A 21,643-nucleotide genomic window follows, 5' to 3' on the forward strand; every position below is an offset into this window, starting at 1 on the left:
CTGTGCCCCCGGGCAGATTCGAACTGCCGACACCCGCTTTAGGAGATCGCGTAAAGCGATCATGAGACTCGCCGAGCGAATCCGAGTCTCGCCGAGTGTCGCCGACATGGGGCTTGACCTAGCATTTCGCGTCTCGCCGAGGCTCGCCGAGTCTCGCCGAGGGGGGTTTGTGGACTCGATGTGGACTCTCAAGATCCAACAGCCTTGAGCATTCGAACAGACCGCTTCTGCTGCGGCACCATCCTGCTCAGCACCTGAGCCGCCACGTCCTCCGGGGAATGCTGGTAGATCCACGTCACCTTCGATCCCCGGTCGTGCCCCATGATGGTCTGGACGTCCTTCTCCGGGACCCCGAGATCCTTGAGACGGGTGGCGAAGACGTGCCTCAGATCGTGGACGCGAGGCCAGTACTCCGTGCGGCCTGTCTCCGGGTTCTCGATGAGTCGCGCCAGGCCAGAAGCCTTGATCGCTGGAATCCACGTGCGCCGGAAGTTGTGCCGCGTCAGCACCCCGCCCAGCGGGCCCCGGAAGACCAACTCATCGGAGTGGAGGTCACGACCGTCACCGATCGGCGAGACGGTTAGAACGGGGCGGAACCGCTTGGCCATGATCTCCAGAACCTCGACGGCCTCCGGAGTCAACGGGACCGTCCGAAAACCCGCCACAGTCTTCGGCGCGGCCTGTCGAAACAACGTCCCTTTGTCCTCACTGAGCACCTCCTTTACCTTGAGGTGCTTAGCCTCCAGGTCCACGAACTCCCACCGCAGACCGGTCGCCTCACCCCAGCGGAGCCCTGTCTCCTCAAGGAACCGCAGCAGCGGCCGGTACCAGACCGCGCAGTGCTTACGGATGAGCGCGCACTGCTCCCTCGTCGGAGGCCGGGCCGCGTCCGGGTCCTTCTTGGGAGGCGCCTCCAACTCGATCTCCGCTGCCGGGTTGTAGGGAATCCGCTTGCCGTCCTTGACCGCCGCCCGCAGCATCGCGTTCAGCAGCTCCAGGACCTTCTTGCGAGTGTGGTAGCCCTTGATGTCGTTGGTGAGCCAGTTCTGTAGCTCCAGGTACTCCAGGTCACACAGCTTCCACTTCCCCCACTTGGGCTTGAGGTGGACGCTCCAGTTGGAGAGCTTTCGGTTGGTGGTGGTGATGGTCTTCTTCGGCTGCGCCGGCCACCACTTGTCCCACCACTTCTCCAGGGTGATCTCGCCGCGCGTCGGGTCGTTGTAGGTGCGGCGGCGTACGCGAGTGCGGACGTCGTCAAGAAAGTCGTCCGCCTCCCCCTTCTTCTCGAAGTTCTTCGCCTTCTGCTTTCCGGTCGGGTCCCTGTAGCGGGCCTGCCAGGAGCCGACACAGTCGCGCCGGCGCTTTCGGTCGCCGTACTTCTCGGTCGGGTATTCCTCCATGCAGAGGATGCAGCCGCATGCTTTGGTCCGGAGTTGCCGGGGGTTGTTGGTGGCCCTACGAGGCATTGCGCCCCCTGCGGGTGGTGGCGAGGAATGCCATCGCTTCCGCGCGGGAGGTCAGGGTCTTGCTTCGGTGCTTTCCGCCGGAGCGGTATCGCGCCCTCCACGGGCCGACACACGCGGAGTTCGGTGGGCGCTCGCCGTATGTCACGGGCGGATAGTCGGTGTAGCAGTCTGCGCAGCCACACCTGGGGCTGCCGACCTGCTGGGGCTCAGGCGCCAAGGCGCATCACCTCGTCCTGTCGCTGGTTGGGTATGCGGGGCAGTAGCCCGATGGGCTCCCCACACCAGCAGCGTGCACCCAACTCGGGCTGTTTGATGGCCAATTGAGAAAGAACGGCTCGGAGTGCTCGGAGGGCGAATTCGTGTCGCAATTCGGCGGGCAGGGTGATGATGTTCTGCTCGGCGTCCCAGGGCTCTTTGAGCCGGGCGAGAGGCGTGTAGCGGACACGGATGCACATGATTCCCCCCTGGTTACACGTGTGCTGTGTGGTGCCGGTGGGGGAGGACATCGGCCGTGCGCTCGACCGTACCGCGAGAGTGAGCGGAAAGCGACCGCCCTGTATAGATTCAGTAGCGGGGAGTGACGAAGTCCGCTTCTAGCTGAGACTCGCCCCAGCCATCGAGGGTTGTATGCGAGTTTCTGACATCCAATCAGCCGTTTTGGTCATTGCTGTCGGCTACCGCTCTGGCCTGGATCAACAGCATCTGCTGCTGCTCTTTCGTTAGGCGCTCGAACACGCCGAACAGCTCCTCCCTGCCATCGCGGGAAAGCGGGGCAGGCGGTCTCTTTCCAGCCGCAGCGAAGAGCCGCAGTTCGGTGAACTTGGGGTACGCACCCGCGAGTGCGCGGATGTGCTTTGCCCGGGGGAGCGCTCTGCCGTGGGCCCACGTGTTGACCGTGGAGACATGCACCCCGATGGCCTCAGAGATGGCCGGCTCCTTGACCCCGTATTCGTCCTTCAGGGCAGCGAGAACCTGGGCGAAGGTCTCGGGGGCGTCGGGCGCTGGGGTCTCCACGTGGGAAAGGGTGCCCTCACCTTCTACTTTCTGCAAGCCAAAGTAGAAGGCGTGGCGAAAACTTGGCGGCGCGCAACCTCTCCACTACGCGCCGTCGCACTACCTACCGTCTCACCATAGAACGTGCATTCGATTTTCGCACCACCCCGCCCGGCCGTGACACGGCGAGACTCGGCGAGACTTGACGAGACTTCGATTTCTAAAGTAGAAATATCGAAGCACCTCATCCGAGGGGCGAACCGGCCACACGAGGTCCACCTATGCCCAAGCTCCACCGCAGGGACGACGGACAGCCACTGAGAGACGCCATGACCCGGGCCGGACTATCCATCCCCCAACTCGCGGAAGCGACGCGACGGGTGGATCCGGACGGCAGGGGTGTCAGCCCGGCAACCGTCGGCCGGCTGGTGGCGAGGGGCAAGACGGCTCGAACCGCGTGCGAACTGCGGACGGCCTGGGTTGTCGCCGCAGCTCTGCACGAGGAGACGACCGCACCTCTCCAGGACCTCTTCGCCATGCCCTCACATTCGACTTCGAATATCGAAAGGTCAACCCCTGATGCCGAAGAAGAGTGACCGCCAGGTCGGCCTTCCGGCCGGACTGGTCCCGCTTCTCAGCCAGAAGGAGCTGGAGACGTACTACGGCGTCTCCGACTGGACCGTCCTCCGGTGGATTGAGGCGGGGATGCCCGTGGAGCCCTTCGGTTCGCGCGGTCGCCGCTTCGACCTGGGCGCGGTTCGCGGCTGGATGGCCGAGCACGGCCAGCAGCTCGCTGCCAGCGCCTGACCCCTGATGCGCCGAAGGGCCGCCCGACTGCCAGGCCCGGCGACCCCCGACTCGGCGCCCCTACCCATCACAGAAAGAGAGGCCACCGTGGCCATCAAGATTACCGACCCCGTGTCCGGCGACCTGGTCGCCCCCAACGGCAACATCTGGCGCGCGACCCGGCACACGCGGAACGGTGCGGTGCTGTACGTGATCGACGGCGTCGACCCGGAGAAGTGCCCGCGTCTGGTGATGTCGACGCGGATGGAGCTGGAGGAGATCTTCGGCGCGGAGCTGCCGTTGCTGGGCGGTGCCGCGTGAAGAAGACGCTCCGCGACGAGTGGCGTGTGATGGTCACTCTCAAGCCCCGCCGCCCCGCCGACCTCGGGCTGACCGGGCTCGACGACCTTGCCGAGTTCATCGCGCCGCCCGGGCCGATCACGATCGCCGTGCTGCCGCGCCGCCTCGGCAAGCTGTCGGCCGGCATGTCGGTGCCCGACCACATGATGAGTCGGAACGTCGACGAGGCGTACCGACAGCGCTGCGACGAGATCGCCGCCGAGCTGCGGGACCGCCCGCAGGTCGACGAGGTCACGGTCACCTGCACCGAGACCCACACCTGCTCGCACTGCGGGTTGCGCTGGGAGGTGCTGACCGCCGAGGAGGCGACCGACCCCGAGTGTCGGCAGGACGAGCACTCCGTCGATGGTGAGCCGGTCTGCTGCGAGGCGGGGATCGCCGAGTTCCGCGCCGAGCACGGGATTCCGGCTCTGGCGGAGACGGGCGGTGCAGCATGAGCGACTCGATCCTCGTCCGCATCACGCTCGACTCGTACAACATGGCGTCGACTGGCCAGCAGACGCGCGTGTACGTGCAGATCCCCGAGGTGGCGCGCAACTGGTGGCTGCTTCCTGAGGATGCGTTCCACCGCTTGAAGGACTGGGCGTGGCCCGAGGTGCTGGATGCGGTGGAGGGCCACATCGCCTACGGCGACGTCGCCTCCAACTCGGCTTCGACGGCGGCTTGGGCCGCGATCCAGGAGTGGATGCGGAACCCGGCGAACCGTGACGAGATGCAGGCCGCCTTCGAGGAGGACTGCGCGCGGCGGGACCCGGCGACGCGGAAGCTGCTCGCGGAGATCGCCGAGTTGAAGGCGCTCGCCGGGACCGCAACCGAGTACCGGCTGATGCTGCCGCCCCCCGAGTACACGCCGCTGATCGTGCGGCGGGACCCGGCGTACGACGGCACCCGGTGGGCGGTCCTGCACGACCCCGGTGACCTCGGGGTCCGGCGGGTACGGACGCAGTCGGGATGGCGGATGGCAGCGCTCCTGCACGACACCGAGGTGTACTGCTGGCCGGACGGGCAGACCGCTTGGTCGGAGGCTCGGTGGCTCGTCGGCGGGGCGGACGGCATCACGCGGGTGATCGCGCCGACGCAGGCCCTCCAGCCCGAGCCCGAGGCGCCCGCGCTGACGGTGTACCGCGCGCAGTGGGACTCGATCCCCCTCGACTTCTACACCACGCCGGACGCCGCGCGCGCTCACTGCGAGACGCACGCCCGCCGGGACCTCCCGGACGCCGCCTTCGACTGGGTCACGGACCCGGACGACGGTGTCGCCGAGCTGGTGGCCACGGTCGACGGCGAGCAGGGGCCGACCGGGTACGAGGTGACGCCGCTGGAGATCGCCTCGGAGTACGACGAGGAGGCCGACGAGTGATCACCTTCCTGTTCTCCCTCGCTGCTCTTGCCCTCTGGGTCCTCGGCTCGGTGGCCGTCGTGAAGGGGGCTGAGCGATGAACATCCGCCACGTGGTCGAGCACGCGCTCCTCTCCTACTACGCGGACAGCGCCGCCCCGGACGCCCTCGTCCGCGAGGTGCTCGCGCAGTACACCGCCGAGTGCGAGGCCGCGGTCCTCCGTCGGGCGGCCGACGCCATCGCCGCACTGCCGCAGGACTACGAGTGCGACCCCGGCCGGGGCGACGCAGTCGAGCGCCTCCGCCGTACGGCGGCCGGGATCGAGCGGGAGAAGAGCAGCCCCCGGGCCGACGCCACTCCCACCGAGGCCGACCACGCGTACCGCGACGGCTACGCCACCGGCCGCATGCACGCCGGGCCCGACGGGTGGCGGCTCGCCGAGTTCACCCCGGTGATCACCGCCAGCGACGGTACCGACCGGCCCGCCACCGAGCTGCGGCACCGCTCGTGCGGGGGCCTTGTCCAGGGCGTCGGCCCGCACTCCCTCGTCGACCTCATGGCCCTCGCCGCACAGCACGAGTGCCAGATCCCCAGGAAGGACGGCCGCCCGTGAGCGACCGCATCGACGGACCGTTCCCCATCAGCATCCGCGCCACCGACAAGGGCGCCGAGCTCGACGTCAGCCTCTACCTGATCCGCGCGCTCTTCACCGAGCTGTGCACCCAGGCCGCCGAGGACCCGCATGGCGTCGGCGAGGAGTTGGCCGCGATTGGCGAGTTGCTCGGCTCCGCGCTCCATCAGGGCCCTGACTCGCCTGCCCGCCACGAGTACGACACGCAGATGCAGCACCTCGTCGACACGTACGCGGACGGCGGCGTCATCCCGCTGTACGGGCGGGCGGTCGGCGAACTGCGGGACGCGTGCGCCCGGATCGCGGCTCCGCGTCCGGTGCCTGCGCAGGAGCGGAGGCGTACGGCATGACGACGACCGCGCGCGCCGGGGCCATCACGGCCCCGGCCGCCGGCCGGAAGGTCACCCCGACCGGCCGCCTCATCCTCCCCGCCGACGCCGACCGCGCCGCCTGGCTCACCGCCCGCCGCTCCGGCATCGGCTCCTCCGACATCGCCGCGATCCTCGGCATCTCCCGCTACGGCAACGCGCTGAGCGTGTGGCACGACAAGACCGGCGGACTCCCCCTGGAGTCCGACGACTCCGAACCCGCCCTCTGGGGGCGCGCGTTCGAGGAGACCGTCGCCCGCGAGTGGGCCCGCCGCAACCGCTCCGTCGTCCGCCGCGTCGGCCTCGTCGCGCACATCGACCGCCCGTGGGAGATGTGCACCCTCGACCGCCGCGTCCTGGAGTGCCCCCTCGCCGACGGCCGCGAGAAGTGCGCCGTCGAGATCAAGTGCCGCGACAAGATGAAGGCCGGGCAGTTCCGCCGGGGCGTCGCGGACGACGTCCTCGTGCAGACCCTGTGGCAAGCCATCACCTGCGGCTTCGACCACGTCCACGCCGCCGTCCTCATCGGCGGCAACGACTACCGCCAGTTCGTGGTCCGCGTCGCCGACCACGCCCAGCTCGTCGGCGACCTGCGGGCCGCAGGCGAACGGGCCTGGCAGCAGATCACCGACCGCCGGCCGCCGGTTCTCGCCCACGACGCCGACCCGGACGTCCTCCTCGACCTGTACGGCCGCCTCCACCCGGAGCGCGCCGGGACGGTCGACCTCACCCGCGACGTCGACACGCAGGAGGCCGTCGAGGACTACCTCGACGCGCACGCCGACCTGACCGCCGCGGAGAAGCGGAAGAAGGGCGCGAAGGCCCGCATCCTCGCCGGGCTCGGCGGCGCGGAGGCCGCGACGGTCCTCGACCGGCCGTACGTGTCGCTCGACGAGCGGTCCAAGGAGTGGACGGACACGAAGCGGCTCGCGGAGCGGTGGCCGGAGGCGTACGCCGACTGCGTCGAGGACCGCACCTATCGCCAGATCTCGATTCCCCGCTCTGTCCGTGAGGAGCACAACGCATGAGCACGATCCAGGAGCGGGCCGCGTCCGCCGCCGGACGCACCCTGACCGAGACCGAGCCCGGCACCTTCGCCGAGGCGCCGCCCGCCGACGACTTCACCCCGGCGCCGGACCCGATGGCCGGCTACGAGCCCGGCGACGGCGACCCCGAGATGGTGCCCGTCCACATCGCGTGGCTCCGCGTCCGCAAGGACGTCCGCGCTATCGCCAAGGGCGAGCAGTACAACGGTGGCGGCACCCGCTTCAACTTCCGAGGCGTCGACACCGTCGTCAACACCTTCGGCCCGGTGACCCTGCGGCACGGCGTGAACGTCTTCCCGCAGCACGTGGACGCGGTGTACCGCGACACCACCACCTCCAAGGGCAGCAAGATGCGCGAGTGCACCGTCACGGTGTCCTGGCTCATCGTCGGCCCCAAGGGCGACACCCTGACCTGCCAGACGCAGGGCGAGGCCCTGGACTCCGCCGACAAGGGAACGGCGAAGGCGCAGTCGGTGGCCTTGCGGGTGCTGCTGCTGACGGGCGGTCTGACCCCCACCCACGACAAGGACCCGGACACCTCGTACATCGAGCGCGGGGAGGCCCCCGTGCGGTCGGCTGCCCAGTACCTGGACGAGATCGCGCACCCGCAGACCAGCGCCGGGAGGCTGCGCCAGATCCACTACGAGCTGCGCCAGTCCGGGCAGTTGGGGGCCCTGGTGACGAACGAGGTCGGCGACGAGGAGCAGATCGGCACGATGGTCGTGCGGATCGGCAAGGAACGCGCCGCCGGGGGTGCCGAGTGAACGCCCCCTGGCACCTCCAGCGCATGGCCGCCCTCGACTTCGAGTCCAGCGACAAGGACCCCGAGACCGCCCGCATCGTCACCTGCGCCCTCATCCTCGTCGGCGGTGGACTGCCCACCGACACCCGCACGTGGCTCCTCAACCCCGGCATCCCGATGGAGCCCGAGGCCATCAAGGTCCACGGCATCACCGACGAGTACGCCGCCGAGCAGGGCCTGCCCGCTGAACGGGGCGTGGGCGAGATCGCGAAGGCCATTGCCGAGATCGTGGAAGGCGCGGTCCCGCTCGTCGGCCACAACATCGGCGGCTACGACCTCAACCTCCTCGACCGCGAGTGCCGCCGCCACCTCGGCGACGGCCTCGAAGAGATCGTCCGGCAGCCGCTGACGCAGGTCCTCGACACGATGGTCCTCGACAAGCAGGCCGCGCCCTTCCGTCGGCGGATCTCGGAGACCCAAGGCCCGTACCAGATGCGGACCACCGCCGAGACGTACGGCCTGCCCTGGGACGAGGACCAGGCGCACGGCGCGGAGTACGACGCGCTCCAGGCCGCTCGGGCGGCGTACAGGATGGGCGCGATCGCGCACACCCCGCACCGAGGGCGGCCGGACTGGGTGCTCAGTCTGCGGACGAACCGCTTCAACTCGCTGCGGGACGTGACGGCCGAGGAACTGCACGAGCGGCAGATCGGCTGGTTCCGCGAGAACGCCTCCAGTTACCAGGCGTGGCTGCGGAACCCGGCGAAGGCGGGCGAGAAGCACGACCCGACCGCGGTGATCGATGGGACGTGGCCGCTGCGCCCGGTGCCCGCGCAGCGTGAGGCGGGTGACGCGTCGTGAAGCTCCCGTTCATCTCCCGCCGCCGCCACAACATCAAGATCGCGGCCCTGCAACAGCGCGTCGCCGACACCGAGATCCGGCACGAAGACGCCGAGACCGAACGCCGGCGTCTCGCCAAGCTCCTCGCCCAGGCGGGCGACTTCAACGCGCGGCTCGTCGTCGAGCTGGCGGACGCCCGGGCCCGGCTCGCCCAGTACGAGGTGCGGCAGCCCCTCGCCGACACCGCCGCGGACACCTCGGCGTGGGAGAAGGCCGTCGCCGCGCACACCACCTGGGAGCAGGTCGGGGGCGTGCGGCTCATCGAGGGCGGCACCTTGCGCCCCACCCACCCTGCGCTGATCCTGCGCCGCGCCCTGGAGCGCTGCCGCGCCTTGGAGGCCCGCCTGGCTGTCGCCGAGGGCCGGAAGGGGGTCCTCCGGTGAACGACCGCATCACGCTCGGGGCCGCCTTCCTCACTGCGGCGTTGACCGGCGGAACCGCGCTCGTCCGCCGGCTTGTTCGCCCGGCTCCGTCCGGCCGTCACCGCGCGGGCGGCACGGAGGGGCTCGTGCGGCCGGTGGAGGCGCTGGACCAGGTCGAGGCGTACTGCCCGGCTGAGGACCGGCCCACCCTCCAGATCCGGCTGCGGCTCGGGGGCCAGCTGTGCACCGAGTGCCGCCACACCACCCCGGGAGGCCCTAAGTGACCGCCGCTCCCACTCTGTTCGGCCCCGAGGTTCCGGCCGCCATCACGGCGGCCGGGCCCCGGCCCCTCGTCATCGGCATCGACGCGAGCCTCAACAGCCTCGGCATCGCTGGAGCCGACTGGGCCGACGCCATCCGCCACCCCGGCCTCACCGGACACGCCCGCATCGACTTCCTCCGTCGAGAGGTCGCCGACCGCGCCAAGACCGCCGACCTCGTCGTCATCGAAGACGTCGCCCGCGGCGCCAAGGGCTCGGCCGTCCACCAGCTCGCCGGCCTCTGGTGGGTCCTCACCACCGAACTCCACCGCCGCGGCATCCCGTTCGCCGTCGCCAACCCCCAGAGCCGCTACACCTACACCACCGGCGTCGCCAACCCTGCAAAGGAGCACCCGCGCGACAAGCGGGCCCGCATCGGCAAAGGCATGGTCTGCTCGTTCGTCAACGAGAGGCTCGGCATCTGGTGCGAGGGCCCCGGCAAGTACGACGCCGCTGATGCCGCCGTGTTCGCCGCGATGGGCCTGGACTGGCTGGGCTACCCGCTGCTCGAACTCCCCGCCCAGCAACGGCGCGCGCTGGACGGCGTTCACTGGCCCACGCAGACCGTGGCGGTGGCGCAGTGATCCGCCGATGCAGTCTGAACGACTGCTCGAACAAGCACTACGGCAACGGCTACTGCCAGAAGCACTACCACCGAGCCCGTCGACACGGCGACCCGCACGCGCCTGGCATCCGCGGCCATCGGCCAATCCCCGTTGGCGAGCGGATCGCGGCCCGCACGGTGCTCGATGGCGGCTGCTTGATGTACCAGTCGAAGCGCAAGACGCGGAGCGGTCACGTCACGATCTACCGCGACGGTCAGTACATCGGAGTGCACCGCGCGGCGTGGGAGCTGGCCAATGGGCCTGTGCCCGCCAACCTGTACGTGCTCCACCGCTGTGACCGGCCGCGCTGCGTCAACGTCGCTCACCTGTTCCTCGGCACTATCGCGGACAACAACGCCGACCGTGACCAGAAGGGGCGACATGTTGCCCTGAGGGGTTCGGCGAACGGAACCGCGAAGCTCGATGAGGCAGCGGTGGCACAGATCAAGCTGCGGTTGACCGAGGGCGAGTCGACGTATGCCGTGGCAGACGCTTTCGGCGTCACGCAGTCCGCGGTGTGGCTGATCAGGGCGGGGCGGACGTGGAAGCACGTCGAGCCCGCTGCGGAGCTGGCCGGCGTGCAGTGGCCCGACTGCGAGGCGGTGACGGCCCGATGACCCCTGACCAAGCTGCCTGGGTGCGCGATTACGCCTGGCCCTCAGACCTGATCCGCACCGAGTACCAGCATGAGCAGGTCTGTTCGTGTGAGTGGCTCTGCGAATGCGAGAAGGGCAACTGCAACTACTGCCTCACCCCCGACGGCGTCCCGGCCGAGGACGTGGCGGTCGCCTTCGTCTACGGCTCCCGCTACACCGCCTGGAGCTTCTACAAGGGCGGCCTTCAGCACAGGAAGTCCCTCGCCAGCGTCCTGTACCTGCCGACGCAGCGGCCGTGCCGCCTGCTCTGCCAGTGCACGCACGAGGGGCGTCGTAGCGGACCCGTCACGACGCTTCTCAAGCAGTCAGTCCCCGCGGTCCATGCGCCGGCCGCACGGCGGGCACGGCCGGCGCCGGTCGGCCAGCTCGGACTCTTCGAAGGGGCATCGGCATGACGGCCCGCCGAATCGACTCCGTCCTGTTCGTCGACTGCGGGGAAGGCTACGAGATCCGCTCCGGCGACCGCGCCGGCCAGATCCGCTGGGTCGAGCAGCCCCGCGCCCGCTACGAGTGCCTGCACTGCCAGGCCGTCGAAGGTCCCGTCCACGGCCCGCTCAAGGTCGCGAAGTTCGTGGCCACGATCCGGGACGCGCACATCTGCCGCTCCAGGAGCCATGCCCAAGCCGCCTGACCGGCGGCCGACCCCCACGGCCGCCACCCGGGCCCGCCCCGCTTCCCCCTCAACCCCCCGGGGCGGGCCCAACCCCCACAAACCACACCAGCACCACCAACCAGAAAGGCACCACCTCCCGATGACCGTCCAGCACGACACCGGCGAAATCCAGCAGGCCCCCGTCGCCGCCTTCCTCGGCAGCCACCTCAACGGCCGCACCGACGAAGAACTGAGCAGCGAGTTCCACACCCTCCTCGACTCCGTCCGCGCCCACGGCAAGAAGGGCTCCATGACCATCACCATCGTCGTCGACCCGCCCGCCAACGGCGTCGAGTCCGCGCCCCTCCCGATCGGCATCGAGTCCACCGTCAAGGCCCCCAAGCCGACCCCGGTCAAGTCCCTCTACTTCCTCAACGCCGACGGCCAGCCCGTCCGAGAGGACCCCCGCCAGATGTCCGCGGGCGTGTACCGCACCACCGACGGCACCACCGAGTTCCGCATGGCCGACACCTCCACCGAGTACAAGGACGCCTGACCCATGACCAACACCGACAACACGCAGGTCATCGTCGACACCGCGATCCGCTCCGCGGCACACCACGAGCTGGAACCCGGCAAGTTCTACGTCTTCAACACCCCCAACGGGATCGCCGACGTCGACCTCACCGGCCCCGAGCACACCGGACAGCCCCCGCGGAAGAAGGGCACCACCACCGTCCGCGACGCCCGCTCCTGGAGCACCTACTTCACCAAGCACAGCAGCCAGGACAGCGAGGTCTACGCCGACAGCGAGCGCCTCACCGTCACCGCCGTTCTCAACGCCCACGGCACAGACGATCCGTCCTGGGGCGACCACCGTCTCGTCCTCGCACTCCGCGCCACCGATGCGTGGAAGCAGTGGATGCAGACCGACGGCCAGCTCCTCGATCAGGAGACGTTCGCCGAGTTCCTGGAGGGCCACCTCCCCGAGCTCCTGAAGCCGTCCTCCGCGGACATGCTGGAGATCGCCCAGTCCCTCCAGGCCACCAGCAAGGTCGACTTCCAGTCCGGTGTCCGTCTCAGCAGCGGGCAGCGGCAGCTCCAGTACGTCGAGACGACGACCACCAAGGCCGGGCAGAAAGGCCAGTTGACCGTCCCCGACACGTTCGTCGTCGGCCTGGTCCCGTTCGAAGGCAGCGAGGGCTACCAGCTCACCGCCCGGCTCCGCTACCGAATCACCGAGCGCGGCCTGCGGATGGGCTACAAGCTGGAGCGCCCGGCCGATGTCCTGCGCGCCGCCTTCGGTGACGTCGTCGACGCGATCGACGGGGACATCGAGCAGCCGGTCATGAACGGGATCCCGGCCTGATGGCGGGGCGCGCAAGCAGGAAGAGCGGCGCCGACTCCCGCTGCCCGTCCTGCCGCGCGCCCCTCCTGGCCCAGTGGGTGGGAGGCGTCGCAGCCCTCCAGGCACGCGTCGACCTCCCGCCCGCCGGCGACCAACTCCCGTACCGGATCGCGCTCGCGGCGAGCACCCCCGACGACCTCGTCTGGTGCCTGCCCCGCCGCGCACACGGCCCCCTGCGGCTCCGCTGGACCACCGGCCGCCACCCACCCGACTGCCCCCACCAGCACCTCACCTCACACCACTGCCCGCCCGCCGAACCCACCACGCTCTTCTGAGGGGAAACCGCCTCGTGGACAACGTCCGCCACATGAACCGCGACACGGCGGGCGACGACGACCTCACCCGGGTACCCCCCTGCGACCTCGAAGCCGAGGAATACGTCATGGGCGTCGTCATGCATGAGAAGCAGGCATACGACGAATGCGCCCTCCTCATCAACCGGGAAGACATCTACAAAGCCCAGCACCAGCTCATCTGGGACACCGTCACCGGCATCTACGCCACCGGCCAGCGCTGCCACCCCGCCCTCGTCCGCGCCGAGATCGAGAAACAGGGCCTCCTCCACCGCGTCGACAACGGCAACCTCATCTACAAGCTCGGCGGACAGCCTCTCCCCTGGGCCATGGCCGCCGCCTTCGCCGAGCGCATCGCCGAAACCGCCCGGGAACGCCGCTACGACACCCACGCCACCACCCTCAAAGCCGCCATCGGCCGAGGCGCCTCCAGCGAACAACTCGCCGCGCTCGTCGCCGAGTTCCAGCAGGGCGAGCAGCTCCGCGAGAACTCAGGCCGCGGCCCCTCCCACCTCGTCGCCTCCCTCCTCGACTGGGACGCCTTCTTCACCACCGACTTCGGCGCGATCCAGCTCCTCCTCGGCAAGCTCATGGGCCCCGGCCAGCAGATCACCCTCGTCGGCGACGGAAAGGCCGGCAAGAGCCTGTTCACGCAGGAGTGGATGTGGCGCATGGCCACCGGCCAGCCCTTCCTCGACGACCAGCCCCAGCCCCCGGTGCCGATCCTCTACCTCGACGCCGAGAACGGCCAGGAGCAGGTCCAGGAGCGCTTCCTGTCGTTCGGCGCGGGCCCCCGCAACATGGGATCCCTGCGGTACGCCAGCTTCCCGCCGATCCGACCCCTCGACACCGCAGGCGGCGGCGCCGACGTCGTCGCCCTGGTGAAAGCCACCGGCGCCCAGCTCGTCGTCATCGACACCGTCTCCCGCTTCATCTCCGGGCCCGAGAACGACGCCGACACCTGGCTCAACCTGTACCGCCACACCCTCCTCCCCCTCAAGCGCGACCGCATCTCGTCGATCCGCCTCGACCACTTCGGGAAGGACAAGGAACGCGGAGGCCGCGGCTCCTCCGCCAAGACCCAGGACGTCGACCACGTGTGGGAACTGTCCTACCAGGGCGGCGGCACCCTCTCCCTGAAACGCACCCACACCCGCACCGGCATCGGCCCGGACCAGTTCACCCTGCTGCGGCAGTCCCAGCGCGACGGCGACAACTGGGCCGTCGGCGGCACCCGCCACGTCCTGATGACGTGGGAGACGGAGCCCGACGCTGCTCACGGCCTCGCCGCGATGCCCGGCACCGTCGAACACATCGTCCATGCCCTGGACCAGGCCGGCGTGCCCAACGACGCGGGCAACCGGGCCGTCCGCCAGAAGCTTGCCGATCTTCAGGTTCCGGGCGGAAACGACAAGATCGCGGAGGCCGTCCGCCGCCGCAAATCCAGGTCCGAAAAGCCCGGTTTCGACGTTTCCGGAAAGCGTTCCGGAGACCGTTCCGACGGACGTTTCCCGGAAACGTTTCCCGGAACGCACCCCGGAACGGAAGAAACCCCAGGTCAAACGTTTCCCGGAACGCTCGCGGAAACACCCGGAACGCCCCCCGTTCCCCACGTTCCCCCCTCGAAGAGGGGGAACGGGGAGGGAACGCCGGAACCACAGGAAACAGAAACCCCCCTCTGCACCGTCTGCGACAAGCCCCTCCACGGCTACCGACTCGACCGCGGATACACCACCTGCCTCGCCTGCGACCCCGACACCGGCAGCCACCCCGACCGACCCCAACACCCCACCACCCACACAGAAAGACGACCCGCATGACCGCGCCCGACACCCTCGCGCTCGACCTCGTACCCCCGCCTGGCGGCCAGATCCTCCACCAGACCGACCGGGCCACGGTCATCTGGGGCGACTGCCGCGATCCAGCGGTGATCACCCAAGTCCCAGACGACTACGACCTGTTGTGCACCGACCCGCCCTACGGCATGGGCTGGCAGTCCAGCCATGGCAAGAACTTCCAGCCGATCGAGGGCGATGACGGCAGCGTCGACTGGCCGGCTGTGCTCGGCCAGTGGGCACGCAAACTCCGGTGCTACCGGCATGTCTACGTGTTCGGCTACGCCGGTGACCAACTTGCCGAGCCTCTCGGCCTCGGCCCCACGGCAGAGATCGTCTGGGACAAGACGATGCTCGGCATGGGCAACCTCAGCGTGCCCTGGGGGCCCGCGCACGAGACGATCACCTTCGGGGTCTCCACCCTCAATCCCCGGCACGGAGGCAAGGCCGCGCGTAAGGGTGCTCTGACGGCACGGATGCGCCAGGGCTCGGTCGTGCGTGTCCTGCGCCCCAACTCCAGCAGAGTGCGGCGCCACCCGACCGAGAAGCCGGTGCCGCTGATGGCGCAGCTGATCGAATCCTCCACCGTGCGCGGGGATCTCGTCGTCGACCCCTGCGCCGGAGTGTGTTCCACCGGCGTGGCCGCGGTCCTCGAAGGCCGCCGCGCGTTCTGCGTCGAATACGAGCGTGGCTATGCCGAGCTCGGCGTCGACCGCATCAGGGCCGCCGAGAAGATCGCCGACCTCATCGACGCCACCTGACCCGCACCGCAGACCACACACGGCCACCTCGGTTACAGCCAGATTCGCGCGAAAGGAACCAGCCATGACCCAACTCACCCCGAACCCCCACAGCCCGTACGCAGACGCCAACCCCAACGTCCGCCACATCTTCCCGTCGCCGATCTTCTTCCCCGACGCCAAGCCCGGCGTCCTCGCTCTCACGGCCTGTGAGGGTATGGCCGTCGTGCCCGAGGAGACGACCGAGACCGGGCCGGACGCCGTGCTGCCCGAGGGCCTGTGCGCGGACTGCGTGGCCGTGATGCAGGGCGGTCGGCCCCCGGCGCGGCCGTCGTCGCGGTGCGGGGAGTGCAGTACGGCGACATGGCACGGGGCTTTGTGTGCGGTGTGCCGTCAGGAGGCGCACGAGGCGTGGTGGCCGACCCGTGACGCCGCGTGCGGGAAGTGCAAGACGCCCTTCGACCCCGCCGACACCCGCTTCGACGGCCAGGCCCAATACCACGCCACCCCGTACTGCCGCGCCTGTGTCGATGCCTGTCACGACACCGAGATTGCGGATCACCGGTGCGTGATCTGCGCGTGAGCAGCAGGCCGGCCGCCCGCTGTCGGAACCAGCGGGCGGCCGTGCCTCCAACCCCATCACACCGATCCGGAGATGACCATGAAGATCACACCCCAGCAGGCCGACGCCCTGCACGAGGCCGTCGCCAGCGACCTCCTACCCGCTCTGCCCGACCCCCTCGACTGCGAGAACGGCTACTGGTGGATCGAGAAGCTGCGCGGTACCGGCTGGAAGGAGGTCGCCGGGCTCGACGACGGCAGCCTCCTCGGCGACTGGCCGTACCAGGTTGTGGCGCATTACGCCGATCCGGAGCGGGAGCTGTACGGGCTGGCGGTCTACACCGAAGGCGACGTGTCGGTGGAGGGCTTCCGCACGCGGGAAGCGCGGGACGAGGCGACCCGCGCGTACGCCGAGGAGGACGGGGAGTGAACCGCGAACCCAACCCCGCATCCCCGCCCGCCGACCGGACGGCCCTCCGCGATCGCATTGCCGAGGCGCTCGTGCGCTGGGCGTACTGCGGCCAGGACCCGGACCCCGAGACCGGCATCCTGGAAACCGTCCGCGTCAACGCGTACAGCCGCGCCGACGCGGTGCTGGCCGTACTGCCCGAGCCCGCGAGTAGCGCCCCGACCCTGGCCGCCGCTCTCGAAGGACTCCACACCCTCATCGCCACCAGCAGCCGCGACTGGGGGACCTACCGCGTCGACGCCTGGCTGTGGGCTGTCCTCTGCGGCTGGAACTGCGAGCAGGCCGAGCATGACGAGACATGCACGCACGGCGCGCTGGAGGAGACGGCCGCAGTGCACGGCTGGGACGCGGCGACGGTGGCGAAGGCCCGCCGATACCGGGCGGCGGTCCGCGCGGCCACGGCGGGTTCCGCCGACGCGGTACTGCCCGAGCCCGCCGACCGGGCCGCCGTGCTGGACGAGGCCGCCGACGCCATCGACCGCGAGACGCAAGCACTCAGGGACGCCGAGGTTCTGGAGCGGACCAAGTTCCGCCCATGCCGGGACGCGTCCGCGCAACTGCGCCGCATGGCCGCCGAGGCGCAGCAGAAGCCCACCGACGCGGACGTCGTCGAGGCGCACCGACTCGCCCTGTCGTTCACGCTCGGCATCGACGCCGACGCCGACGCCGAGGCGCGCGCCGCCGACACGCAGGACAGCGAAACCCCCGACACGCTCCCCGCCTGGCTGCGCCGACGCTTCTCGACCCGAACTGGCACGTGGGAAGACATCGGCGACAGCGAGAGGACGTACTGGGAACACCAGGCCCGCGCCGTACGCCGTGCCGTCGCGCGAGGCGGCTTCAAGACTGCCGTACCGCAGGAGGCCGACCGTGGCTGACACCCCGCGCCTCACCGACACCGAGATCGCCGCCGAACTCGCCCCACTCACCCGCGTCATCGCCACCGCCCTCCACGACACCCCCGTACGCCTCGGCAGCCCCCACGGCGCCGCCGACCTCGCCGCAACCATCGCCGTCCGCGTCGCCGCCTACATCGGCCGCGAAGTCCTCCCACCGCCCGACGAAGAGACCAAGAACCTGCGGATGCGCACCCGCATCGCCGAAAGCGAACTCCGCACCCTCCGCGCCGGCATCCGCGCCCTCGGCGGCGACCCCAACACCATCCAGACCCTGTGGGCGCAGATCCGGCTCCGCAGCCGACAGTGGGCCGACGCGAAACGGCAGTGCGCCCAGCAGCAGGCCGCCATCGACCACGTCCGCACCCTCGTCGCAGGGATCGCCCACCCCACCTCGGCAGGCATCAGCGACTACGACCTCGGCCGCCACAACCTCGCCACCGACATCCTCACCGCCCTCGACCGAGCCCCGGAGCAGCCGTGATAGCCGAAGCGATCGACACCCTCATCACCCTCGGCTGGGCGATGGCCGGCTGGCTCATCGTCCTCTCCGCCGTCTTCACCGTGCTCATCCTCGCCACCAGCACCATCGGCGCCTACGCCGCAACCCTCGCGTGGCGGCACCTGATCCGTCCCTCCTGGGCGTACGGGCGCACCCAGGCCCGCAACCTCGCCGCACGCCACCTCAGGCGCCCCACAGGCCACACAGCGCCTCACGACTACCGGGAGGCCGCGTGATCGCCCGCGCCATCGGACTCGGCATCGCCCTCAGCCCGTTCATCTCCGCCGCCCTCCTCGGCCTCGGCCGGGGCGGACGCGCCCTCACCAACCGCCTCACCCGAAAGGCCCGCTGACATGGGATGGTCCAGCGCCAACGACATCTTCGACCCCGTCGCCCGAGCCCTCCGAGACTCCGGCGCCCCCGACCAGACCAAACGCGACGTCCTCGGCAAACTCATCGCCCAGCTCCAGCACAACGACTGGGACACCGAAGACGAATCCCTCGAAGACTTCCTTGACGACCCCGCCATCGTCGGCGCCTTCGCCGACAAGGGCGTCCACCTCTCCGACCGGCGCTGCTGCCGCGCCGCACACGCCAAGGACCCGCACGCACACCTGATGGCCATGCGCCACGAGGACGTCAGCGAAGACGAGATGCGCGCCGCCATCGAGGCGTACGCCCACCACCTCGCCGACCGAATCCGTGCGACCCGCGACGACACGCGCGGCGCCGTCCAGGCCATCAAGGTCATGGACTTCGCCGCCGACCTGATCGATCCGGCGGTGCGCCTGTGAGCAGGTACCGCCGCACCGCCCACACCCTCCTCGCCGCCGCGCTCCTCGCCTTCACCAGCGCCATCTACCTCGTCCTCGGCCCCGCCCCCTGGCTCATCGTCCCTGCCCTCCTCGTCACCATGACCCTCGCCTGGGCCGCCGGTTCCTCCTACGCCCGCGACCACCGCCACCGTCAAGAGCACGAGTGGGCACGCCGGACCGCACTCGGACACCGGCCGCCGCCGCTGCACCCGTGCTGCCTCCTCGCCGAGGACTCCGACGGCGCCGCCCACGACCCACACCGGTGCACGCGGGACCCGGAGCGGGAGGCGTTCGACCAGATCGTCGCCCGGTACGACACCGGCCACGGGACCGCAGCGTGAGCGGCCCGTCGTCGACTCCCCGGGGCGAGCACGCGCCCGCCCCGGGCGCCACCTGGGAGCACCAACTTGCTCGCACCGAGCAAGTCGTCGACGACGACGCCCCCGACCCCGCTCCGCCCAACAGGGCCACCAGGCGCGCCGCCGCGCGCGCAGCACGGAGGCAGAAGTGACCACCACCCGCTACCGCAAGCTCCCCGTCGAGGTCGACACCATCCAGTGGACCGGCGACAACGAGGCCGACGTCCGGGCCTTCACCGGCGGCGCGAGCCGCTTCTACGCCCTCGACGCGGAGGACCGCGAAGGCTCCGACGACCCCGAGGCCACCGCCACCGTCTACGACAAGCTGCACTCGACCTGGGTCCTCGTCTACACCGGCCAGCACATCGTGCGCGGCGTGAAGGGCGAGTTCTACCCGATCGCCGAGGACGTGCTCGCCGAGACGTACGAGCGTGTGCAGGGCGACCCAGCGTCGACGGAAGCGACCGAGCGAGACACCGCTGCTTGCGTCAGCGACCTCTACGAGCAGTGGGTGAAAGCCGGGCCGCCGCCGCTCGGCGCGTCCATGGCCCGCTGGTGGGACGCCCGCCTCGCCGAGCTGCACAACGCGATCCATCCGACCGCCAATCAGACCAAGGAGAAGTGAGCCATGGCCGAGTACTCCCACGAACAGAACTTTCGCCTTGCCAAGAAGATGCTCGACCAGCAGGGCCAGATCGCCGACCTCACCAAGGAGCGGGACGGCGCGTACCGCGAGCGCGCCCACCTAGTCGCACTCCTCGCCGCCATGACCGACGACGCCGTCATCACCCCCGCGCACGACATCGACGAGGACGGCTGGGCGCTCCTGTACCTCACCCTCGGCGGCCGTCAGGCGAGCTGGCACATCAGCCCGCGCGACCACGACCTCTTCGCCCACGTCGAACGCGTCAACGCCGACGACCCGCGCGCCCAGTGGGACGGCCACACCGCCGAAGAGAAGTACGCCCGGATCGCCGAGTGGGCGGCCGAGCTGGCGCAGCGCTGCGGCCCGGCCTGCTCCGAACAGCACGCCGAGACCGGACGCTGCGAGATCGCGAGGAACCGATGATGCCGACCTTCATCCTCGGCCTCGTCCTCGCCGCCCTCTCCGGAGGAATCACCTACGGCCTGACCACCGACGGCCAACTCGCGGCGATCGTCGGCACCATCGCCGCCGTCCTCACCTGGCTCGGCATCGCCACCCTGCTCATCGCCGACGACTGACCCACGACGAAGGGGCGCGTCTTCCCCGACGCGCCCCCGACAGGAGCCCACCCGTGCACTGCCGTATCGCCGCCGCAGAGATCGCCCGCACCCTCACCGTCCAAGGACACGCCAACTCCCTCACCGGCGCCGCCTGGCGTCCCGGGCATCGAGCCACCCAGGCCAGCCCCCGTACGGTCCGCCTCTGGCACGACGGCCCCGACGAGGCCGATCACCTCAACCGGTACGCCGACGCCCTGAGGAAGGCGGGCTACACCGCCACCGTCGAACGGACAGCAACGAAGCGGCCCAGCCTCCGCATCACCCAGCACCAGGCCAAGGACTGACCACACGACGAAGGGGCGTGCTCTCGACCTCCCCAGGCCAGCACGCCCCTACCGGTGACATCACCGTACCCCGCACCACGGAGCGCACGATGACCACCATCGCCACCCACCTCCGCACCATCGCCATCCACTGGTCGGACCTCCACGACGCCGTGGGGCAACCCGCCGTCCACAACGGATTCGGGGCAGGACTCCGCGGCTACCTCGCCCGCCTCAACGCCGCCGACGACGAGCAGCTGGAGTACGAGCGCCTCCAGGCCGCCCACCTCCGCAGCCTCGAACGCGACCCCATGCAACTCGGCGCCCGCCCCATCCCGATCCGCGTCACAATCCTCGAAACGATGGCCGGCATCCACGCCGACCTCCTCCAGTGCGCCGACGCCATCGCGGAGACCGCCCAGCGCGCGCCGATGAAGCCCCCGGCCCCCCGCCGCGCCGCCTACGCCCACACCCGCGCCGAACGCGTCGCCTGGGAAGACCACGCCCGCCGCGTCCGGGCCGCGCAGGACGACGCCGCTGACCGTCGTCGCTGGCGGTGGACCGGAGTCAGGCCGGATGCCCCGTATGCGGCGCTGTGGCTGCTGGGCAGGGTGCAAGGAGCGCCGGGCCCGTTCCGGCCGCTGACGGATGGGGAGTTGCGGCGTGTCGGCGGCGTGGCTCGGTCGGCGGCTGATCGGGTCGAGCGCGCCCTGGACATCGCGGCGCAGCGGCGGACGCTGGAGCAGCGGCACGACTGCGGTGGGGCGATCGACGTGCACGGCGGGGAAGGGCGGGCGCCGGTCGCGCACTGCACGGGGTGCGGGAGGGTCTGGGCGGAAAGTGGGACGATCGCAGCATGAGGCCAGAGGACTACCGGCGAGAGCTGGACCACCAGTTGCAGCGAGAGGCGGCCCGGGACCGTAGGAGGCTCGCGCTGCGACTGGTCGGCTGGGTGCTGCTCCTCGCGGCACTCGCCGCCGTGGCATGGGTGACCGTGGCATCCTGAACGTGCGCGTCCGTCTGCTCGCGGGAAACCCGGGCACCCGAGAACCAGTCGGCCAACAGCCGGG

Annotated in this window: 36 protein-coding genes; 33 read left to right on the plus strand and 3 right to left on the minus strand. The window is 70.2% G+C overall.

Features of this window, described 5'->3' with window-relative positions; genetic code table 11:
- Positions 1-188: 188 nt before the first annotated feature.
- The 3 genes from ACLZOT_RS47875 to ACLZOT_RS47885 form a co-directional block, all read right to left on the minus strand.
- The gene (locus tag ACLZOT_RS47875; protein ID WP_416975601.1) at positions 189-1,400 is read right to left on the minus strand and encodes a tyrosine-type recombinase/integrase; all 1,212 of its coding nucleotides are present in this window, start codon (positions 1,398-1,400) and stop codon (positions 189-191) included.
- A 272-nt stretch (positions 1,401-1,672) separates the two neighbouring features.
- Entirely contained in the window at positions 1,673-1,921 is a 249-nt protein-coding gene (locus ACLZOT_RS47880; protein WP_416975602.1) for a hypothetical protein, read from the minus strand.
- A gap of 193 nt (positions 1,922-2,114) precedes the next feature.
- Complete coding sequence (locus ACLZOT_RS47885; RefSeq protein WP_416975603.1) at positions 2,115-2,480, minus strand: helix-turn-helix domain-containing protein; 366 nt, start codon at positions 2,478-2,480, stop codon at positions 2,115-2,117.
- Positions 2,481-3,038: 558 nt separating this feature from the next.
- Between ACLZOT_RS47885 and ACLZOT_RS47890 the strand changes: the two genes are divergently transcribed.
- From ACLZOT_RS47890 to ACLZOT_RS48050, 33 genes are all read left to right on the plus strand, one after another.
- Positions 3,039-3,266, plus strand: a complete 228-nt coding sequence (locus tag ACLZOT_RS47890; protein ID WP_416975604.1) for a hypothetical protein — start codon at positions 3,039-3,041, stop codon at positions 3,264-3,266.
- 87 nt (positions 3,267-3,353) lie between these two features.
- Positions 3,354-3,566, plus strand: coding sequence for a hypothetical protein (locus tag ACLZOT_RS47895; RefSeq protein WP_416975605.1), 213 nt, complete (start codon positions 3,354-3,356; stop codon positions 3,564-3,566).
- Positions 3,563-4,042, plus strand: coding sequence for a hypothetical protein (locus tag ACLZOT_RS47900; protein WP_416975606.1), 480 nt, complete (start codon positions 3,563-3,565; stop codon positions 4,040-4,042). The genes ACLZOT_RS47895 and ACLZOT_RS47900 overlap by 4 nt, the downstream gene beginning before the upstream one ends.
- Positions 4,039-4,965: a hypothetical protein gene (locus ACLZOT_RS47905; RefSeq protein WP_416975607.1), complete on the plus strand. Its 927-nt coding sequence runs from the start codon at positions 4,039-4,041 to the stop codon at positions 4,963-4,965. Before ACLZOT_RS47900 ends, ACLZOT_RS47905 begins: the two co-directional genes overlap by 4 nt.
- A gap of 76 nt (positions 4,966-5,041) precedes the next feature.
- Positions 5,042-5,557 (plus strand): hypothetical protein, encoded by a 516-nt coding sequence (locus tag ACLZOT_RS47910; RefSeq protein ID WP_416975608.1) that lies wholly within the window; start codon positions 5,042-5,044, stop codon positions 5,555-5,557.
- Positions 5,554-5,925 carry a hypothetical protein gene (locus ACLZOT_RS47915; RefSeq protein ID WP_416975609.1) on the plus strand — a complete coding sequence of 124 codons (372 nt, stop codon included), beginning with the start codon at positions 5,554-5,556 and terminating at the stop codon, positions 5,923-5,925. Before ACLZOT_RS47910 ends, ACLZOT_RS47915 begins: the two co-directional genes overlap by 4 nt.
- On the plus strand, positions 5,922-6,971 hold the full coding sequence (locus ACLZOT_RS47920) for a YqaJ viral recombinase family protein (protein ID WP_416975610.1): 1,050 nt from the start codon (positions 5,922-5,924) through the stop codon (positions 6,969-6,971). Before ACLZOT_RS47915 ends, ACLZOT_RS47920 begins: the two co-directional genes overlap by 4 nt.
- Positions 6,968-7,753: an ERF family protein gene (locus tag ACLZOT_RS47925; protein ID WP_416975611.1), complete on the plus strand. Its 786-nt coding sequence runs from the start codon at positions 6,968-6,970 to the stop codon at positions 7,751-7,753. The genes ACLZOT_RS47920 and ACLZOT_RS47925 overlap by 4 nt, the downstream gene beginning before the upstream one ends.
- Positions 7,750-8,592, plus strand: coding sequence for an exonuclease domain-containing protein (locus ACLZOT_RS47930; protein WP_416975612.1), 843 nt, complete (start codon positions 7,750-7,752; stop codon positions 8,590-8,592). Before ACLZOT_RS47925 ends, ACLZOT_RS47930 begins: the two co-directional genes overlap by 4 nt.
- Complete coding sequence (locus ACLZOT_RS47935) at positions 8,589-9,014, plus strand: hypothetical protein (RefSeq protein ID WP_416975613.1); 426 nt, start codon at positions 8,589-8,591, stop codon at positions 9,012-9,014. The genes ACLZOT_RS47930 and ACLZOT_RS47935 overlap by 4 nt, the downstream gene beginning before the upstream one ends.
- Entirely contained in the window at positions 9,011-9,277 is a 267-nt protein-coding gene (locus ACLZOT_RS47940) for a hypothetical protein (protein ID WP_416975614.1), read from the plus strand. The genes ACLZOT_RS47935 and ACLZOT_RS47940 overlap by 4 nt, the downstream gene beginning before the upstream one ends.
- The gene (locus tag ACLZOT_RS47945) at positions 9,274-9,897 is read left to right on the plus strand and encodes a hypothetical protein (RefSeq protein ID WP_416975615.1); all 624 of its coding nucleotides are present in this window, start codon (positions 9,274-9,276) and stop codon (positions 9,895-9,897) included. The genes ACLZOT_RS47940 and ACLZOT_RS47945 overlap by 4 nt, the downstream gene beginning before the upstream one ends.
- On the plus strand, positions 9,894-10,535 hold the full coding sequence (locus ACLZOT_RS47950) for an HNH endonuclease signature motif containing protein (protein WP_416975616.1): 642 nt from the start codon (positions 9,894-9,896) through the stop codon (positions 10,533-10,535). Before ACLZOT_RS47945 ends, ACLZOT_RS47950 begins: the two co-directional genes overlap by 4 nt.
- Positions 10,536-10,555: 20 nt before the next feature.
- The gene (locus ACLZOT_RS47955) at positions 10,556-10,969 is read left to right on the plus strand and encodes a hypothetical protein (RefSeq protein WP_416975617.1); all 414 of its coding nucleotides are present in this window, start codon (positions 10,556-10,558) and stop codon (positions 10,967-10,969) included.
- Positions 10,966-11,205, plus strand: a complete 240-nt coding sequence (locus tag ACLZOT_RS47960; protein WP_416975618.1) for a hypothetical protein — start codon at positions 10,966-10,968, stop codon at positions 11,203-11,205. The genes ACLZOT_RS47955 and ACLZOT_RS47960 overlap by 4 nt, the downstream gene beginning before the upstream one ends.
- A 121-nt stretch (positions 11,206-11,326) precedes the next feature.
- Entirely contained in the window at positions 11,327-11,722 is a 396-nt protein-coding gene (locus ACLZOT_RS47965) for a hypothetical protein (protein ID WP_416975619.1), read from the plus strand.
- A 3-nt stretch (positions 11,723-11,725) separates the two neighbouring features.
- Entirely contained in the window at positions 11,726-12,535 is an 810-nt protein-coding gene (locus ACLZOT_RS47970) for a DUF2303 family protein (RefSeq protein WP_416975620.1), read from the plus strand.
- Positions 12,535-12,849 (plus strand): hypothetical protein, encoded by a 315-nt coding sequence (locus ACLZOT_RS47975; protein ID WP_416975621.1) that lies wholly within the window; start codon positions 12,535-12,537, stop codon positions 12,847-12,849. Before ACLZOT_RS47970 ends, ACLZOT_RS47975 begins: the two co-directional genes overlap by 1 nt.
- A 32-nt stretch (positions 12,850-12,881) precedes the next feature.
- On the plus strand, positions 12,882-14,687 hold the full coding sequence (locus ACLZOT_RS47980; protein ID WP_416975622.1) for an AAA family ATPase: 1,806 nt from the start codon (positions 12,882-12,884) through the stop codon (positions 14,685-14,687).
- On the plus strand, positions 14,684-15,463 hold the full coding sequence (locus tag ACLZOT_RS47985; RefSeq protein ID WP_416975623.1) for a DNA-methyltransferase: 780 nt from the start codon (positions 14,684-14,686) through the stop codon (positions 15,461-15,463). The genes ACLZOT_RS47980 and ACLZOT_RS47985 overlap by 4 nt, the downstream gene beginning before the upstream one ends.
- A 64-nt stretch (positions 15,464-15,527) precedes the next feature.
- Positions 15,528-16,025, plus strand: a complete 498-nt coding sequence (locus tag ACLZOT_RS47990) for a hypothetical protein (RefSeq protein ID WP_416975624.1) — start codon at positions 15,528-15,530, stop codon at positions 16,023-16,025.
- 78 nt (positions 16,026-16,103) lie between these two features.
- Positions 16,104-16,433 (plus strand): hypothetical protein, encoded by a 330-nt coding sequence (locus tag ACLZOT_RS47995; RefSeq protein WP_416975625.1) that lies wholly within the window; start codon positions 16,104-16,106, stop codon positions 16,431-16,433.
- On the plus strand, positions 16,430-17,350 hold the full coding sequence (locus ACLZOT_RS48000; protein ID WP_416975626.1) for a hypothetical protein: 921 nt from the start codon (positions 16,430-16,432) through the stop codon (positions 17,348-17,350). The genes ACLZOT_RS47995 and ACLZOT_RS48000 overlap by 4 nt, the downstream gene beginning before the upstream one ends.
- Positions 17,343-17,852 (plus strand): hypothetical protein, encoded by a 510-nt coding sequence (locus tag ACLZOT_RS48005; RefSeq protein WP_416975627.1) that lies wholly within the window; start codon positions 17,343-17,345, stop codon positions 17,850-17,852. The genes ACLZOT_RS48000 and ACLZOT_RS48005 overlap by 8 nt, the downstream gene beginning before the upstream one ends.
- Positions 17,849-18,106 (plus strand): hypothetical protein, encoded by a 258-nt coding sequence (locus ACLZOT_RS48010; RefSeq protein WP_416975628.1) that lies wholly within the window; start codon positions 17,849-17,851, stop codon positions 18,104-18,106. Before ACLZOT_RS48005 ends, ACLZOT_RS48010 begins: the two co-directional genes overlap by 4 nt.
- Before the next feature lie 117 nt (positions 18,107-18,223).
- A complete protein-coding gene (locus ACLZOT_RS48015) occupies positions 18,224-18,664 on the plus strand; it encodes a hypothetical protein (protein WP_416975629.1) in 441 nt (146 codons plus the stop codon).
- A complete protein-coding gene (locus ACLZOT_RS48020) occupies positions 18,661-19,026 on the plus strand; it encodes a hypothetical protein (protein WP_416975630.1) in 366 nt (121 codons plus the stop codon). Before ACLZOT_RS48015 ends, ACLZOT_RS48020 begins: the two co-directional genes overlap by 4 nt.
- Positions 19,027-19,192: 166 nt before the next feature.
- On the plus strand, positions 19,193-19,669 hold the full coding sequence (locus tag ACLZOT_RS48025) for a hypothetical protein (protein WP_416975631.1): 477 nt from the start codon (positions 19,193-19,195) through the stop codon (positions 19,667-19,669).
- Positions 19,670-19,672: 3 nt separating this feature from the next.
- Positions 19,673-20,113, plus strand: a complete 441-nt coding sequence (locus ACLZOT_RS48030) for a hypothetical protein (RefSeq protein WP_416975632.1) — start codon at positions 19,673-19,675, stop codon at positions 20,111-20,113.
- Complete coding sequence (locus ACLZOT_RS48035; RefSeq protein ID WP_416975633.1) at positions 20,113-20,268, plus strand: hypothetical protein; 156 nt, start codon at positions 20,113-20,115, stop codon at positions 20,266-20,268. The genes ACLZOT_RS48030 and ACLZOT_RS48035 overlap by 1 nt, the downstream gene beginning before the upstream one ends.
- Before the next feature lie 53 nt (positions 20,269-20,321).
- Positions 20,322-20,594, plus strand: a complete 273-nt coding sequence (locus ACLZOT_RS48040) for a hypothetical protein (protein ID WP_416975634.1) — start codon at positions 20,322-20,324, stop codon at positions 20,592-20,594.
- An 89-nt stretch (positions 20,595-20,683) separates the two neighbouring features.
- The gene (locus tag ACLZOT_RS48045) at positions 20,684-21,433 is read left to right on the plus strand and encodes a hypothetical protein (protein WP_416975635.1); all 750 of its coding nucleotides are present in this window, start codon (positions 20,684-20,686) and stop codon (positions 21,431-21,433) included.
- The gene (locus tag ACLZOT_RS48050; RefSeq protein ID WP_416975636.1) at positions 21,430-21,579 is read left to right on the plus strand and encodes a hypothetical protein; all 150 of its coding nucleotides are present in this window, start codon (positions 21,430-21,432) and stop codon (positions 21,577-21,579) included. The genes ACLZOT_RS48045 and ACLZOT_RS48050 overlap by 4 nt, the downstream gene beginning before the upstream one ends.
- Positions 21,580-21,643 lie beyond the last annotated feature (64 nt).

The sequence above is a fragment of the Streptomyces sp. 4F14 genome (assembly GCF_048159485.1).
GTDB lineage: Bacteria > Actinomycetota > Actinomycetes > Streptomycetales > Streptomycetaceae > Streptomyces.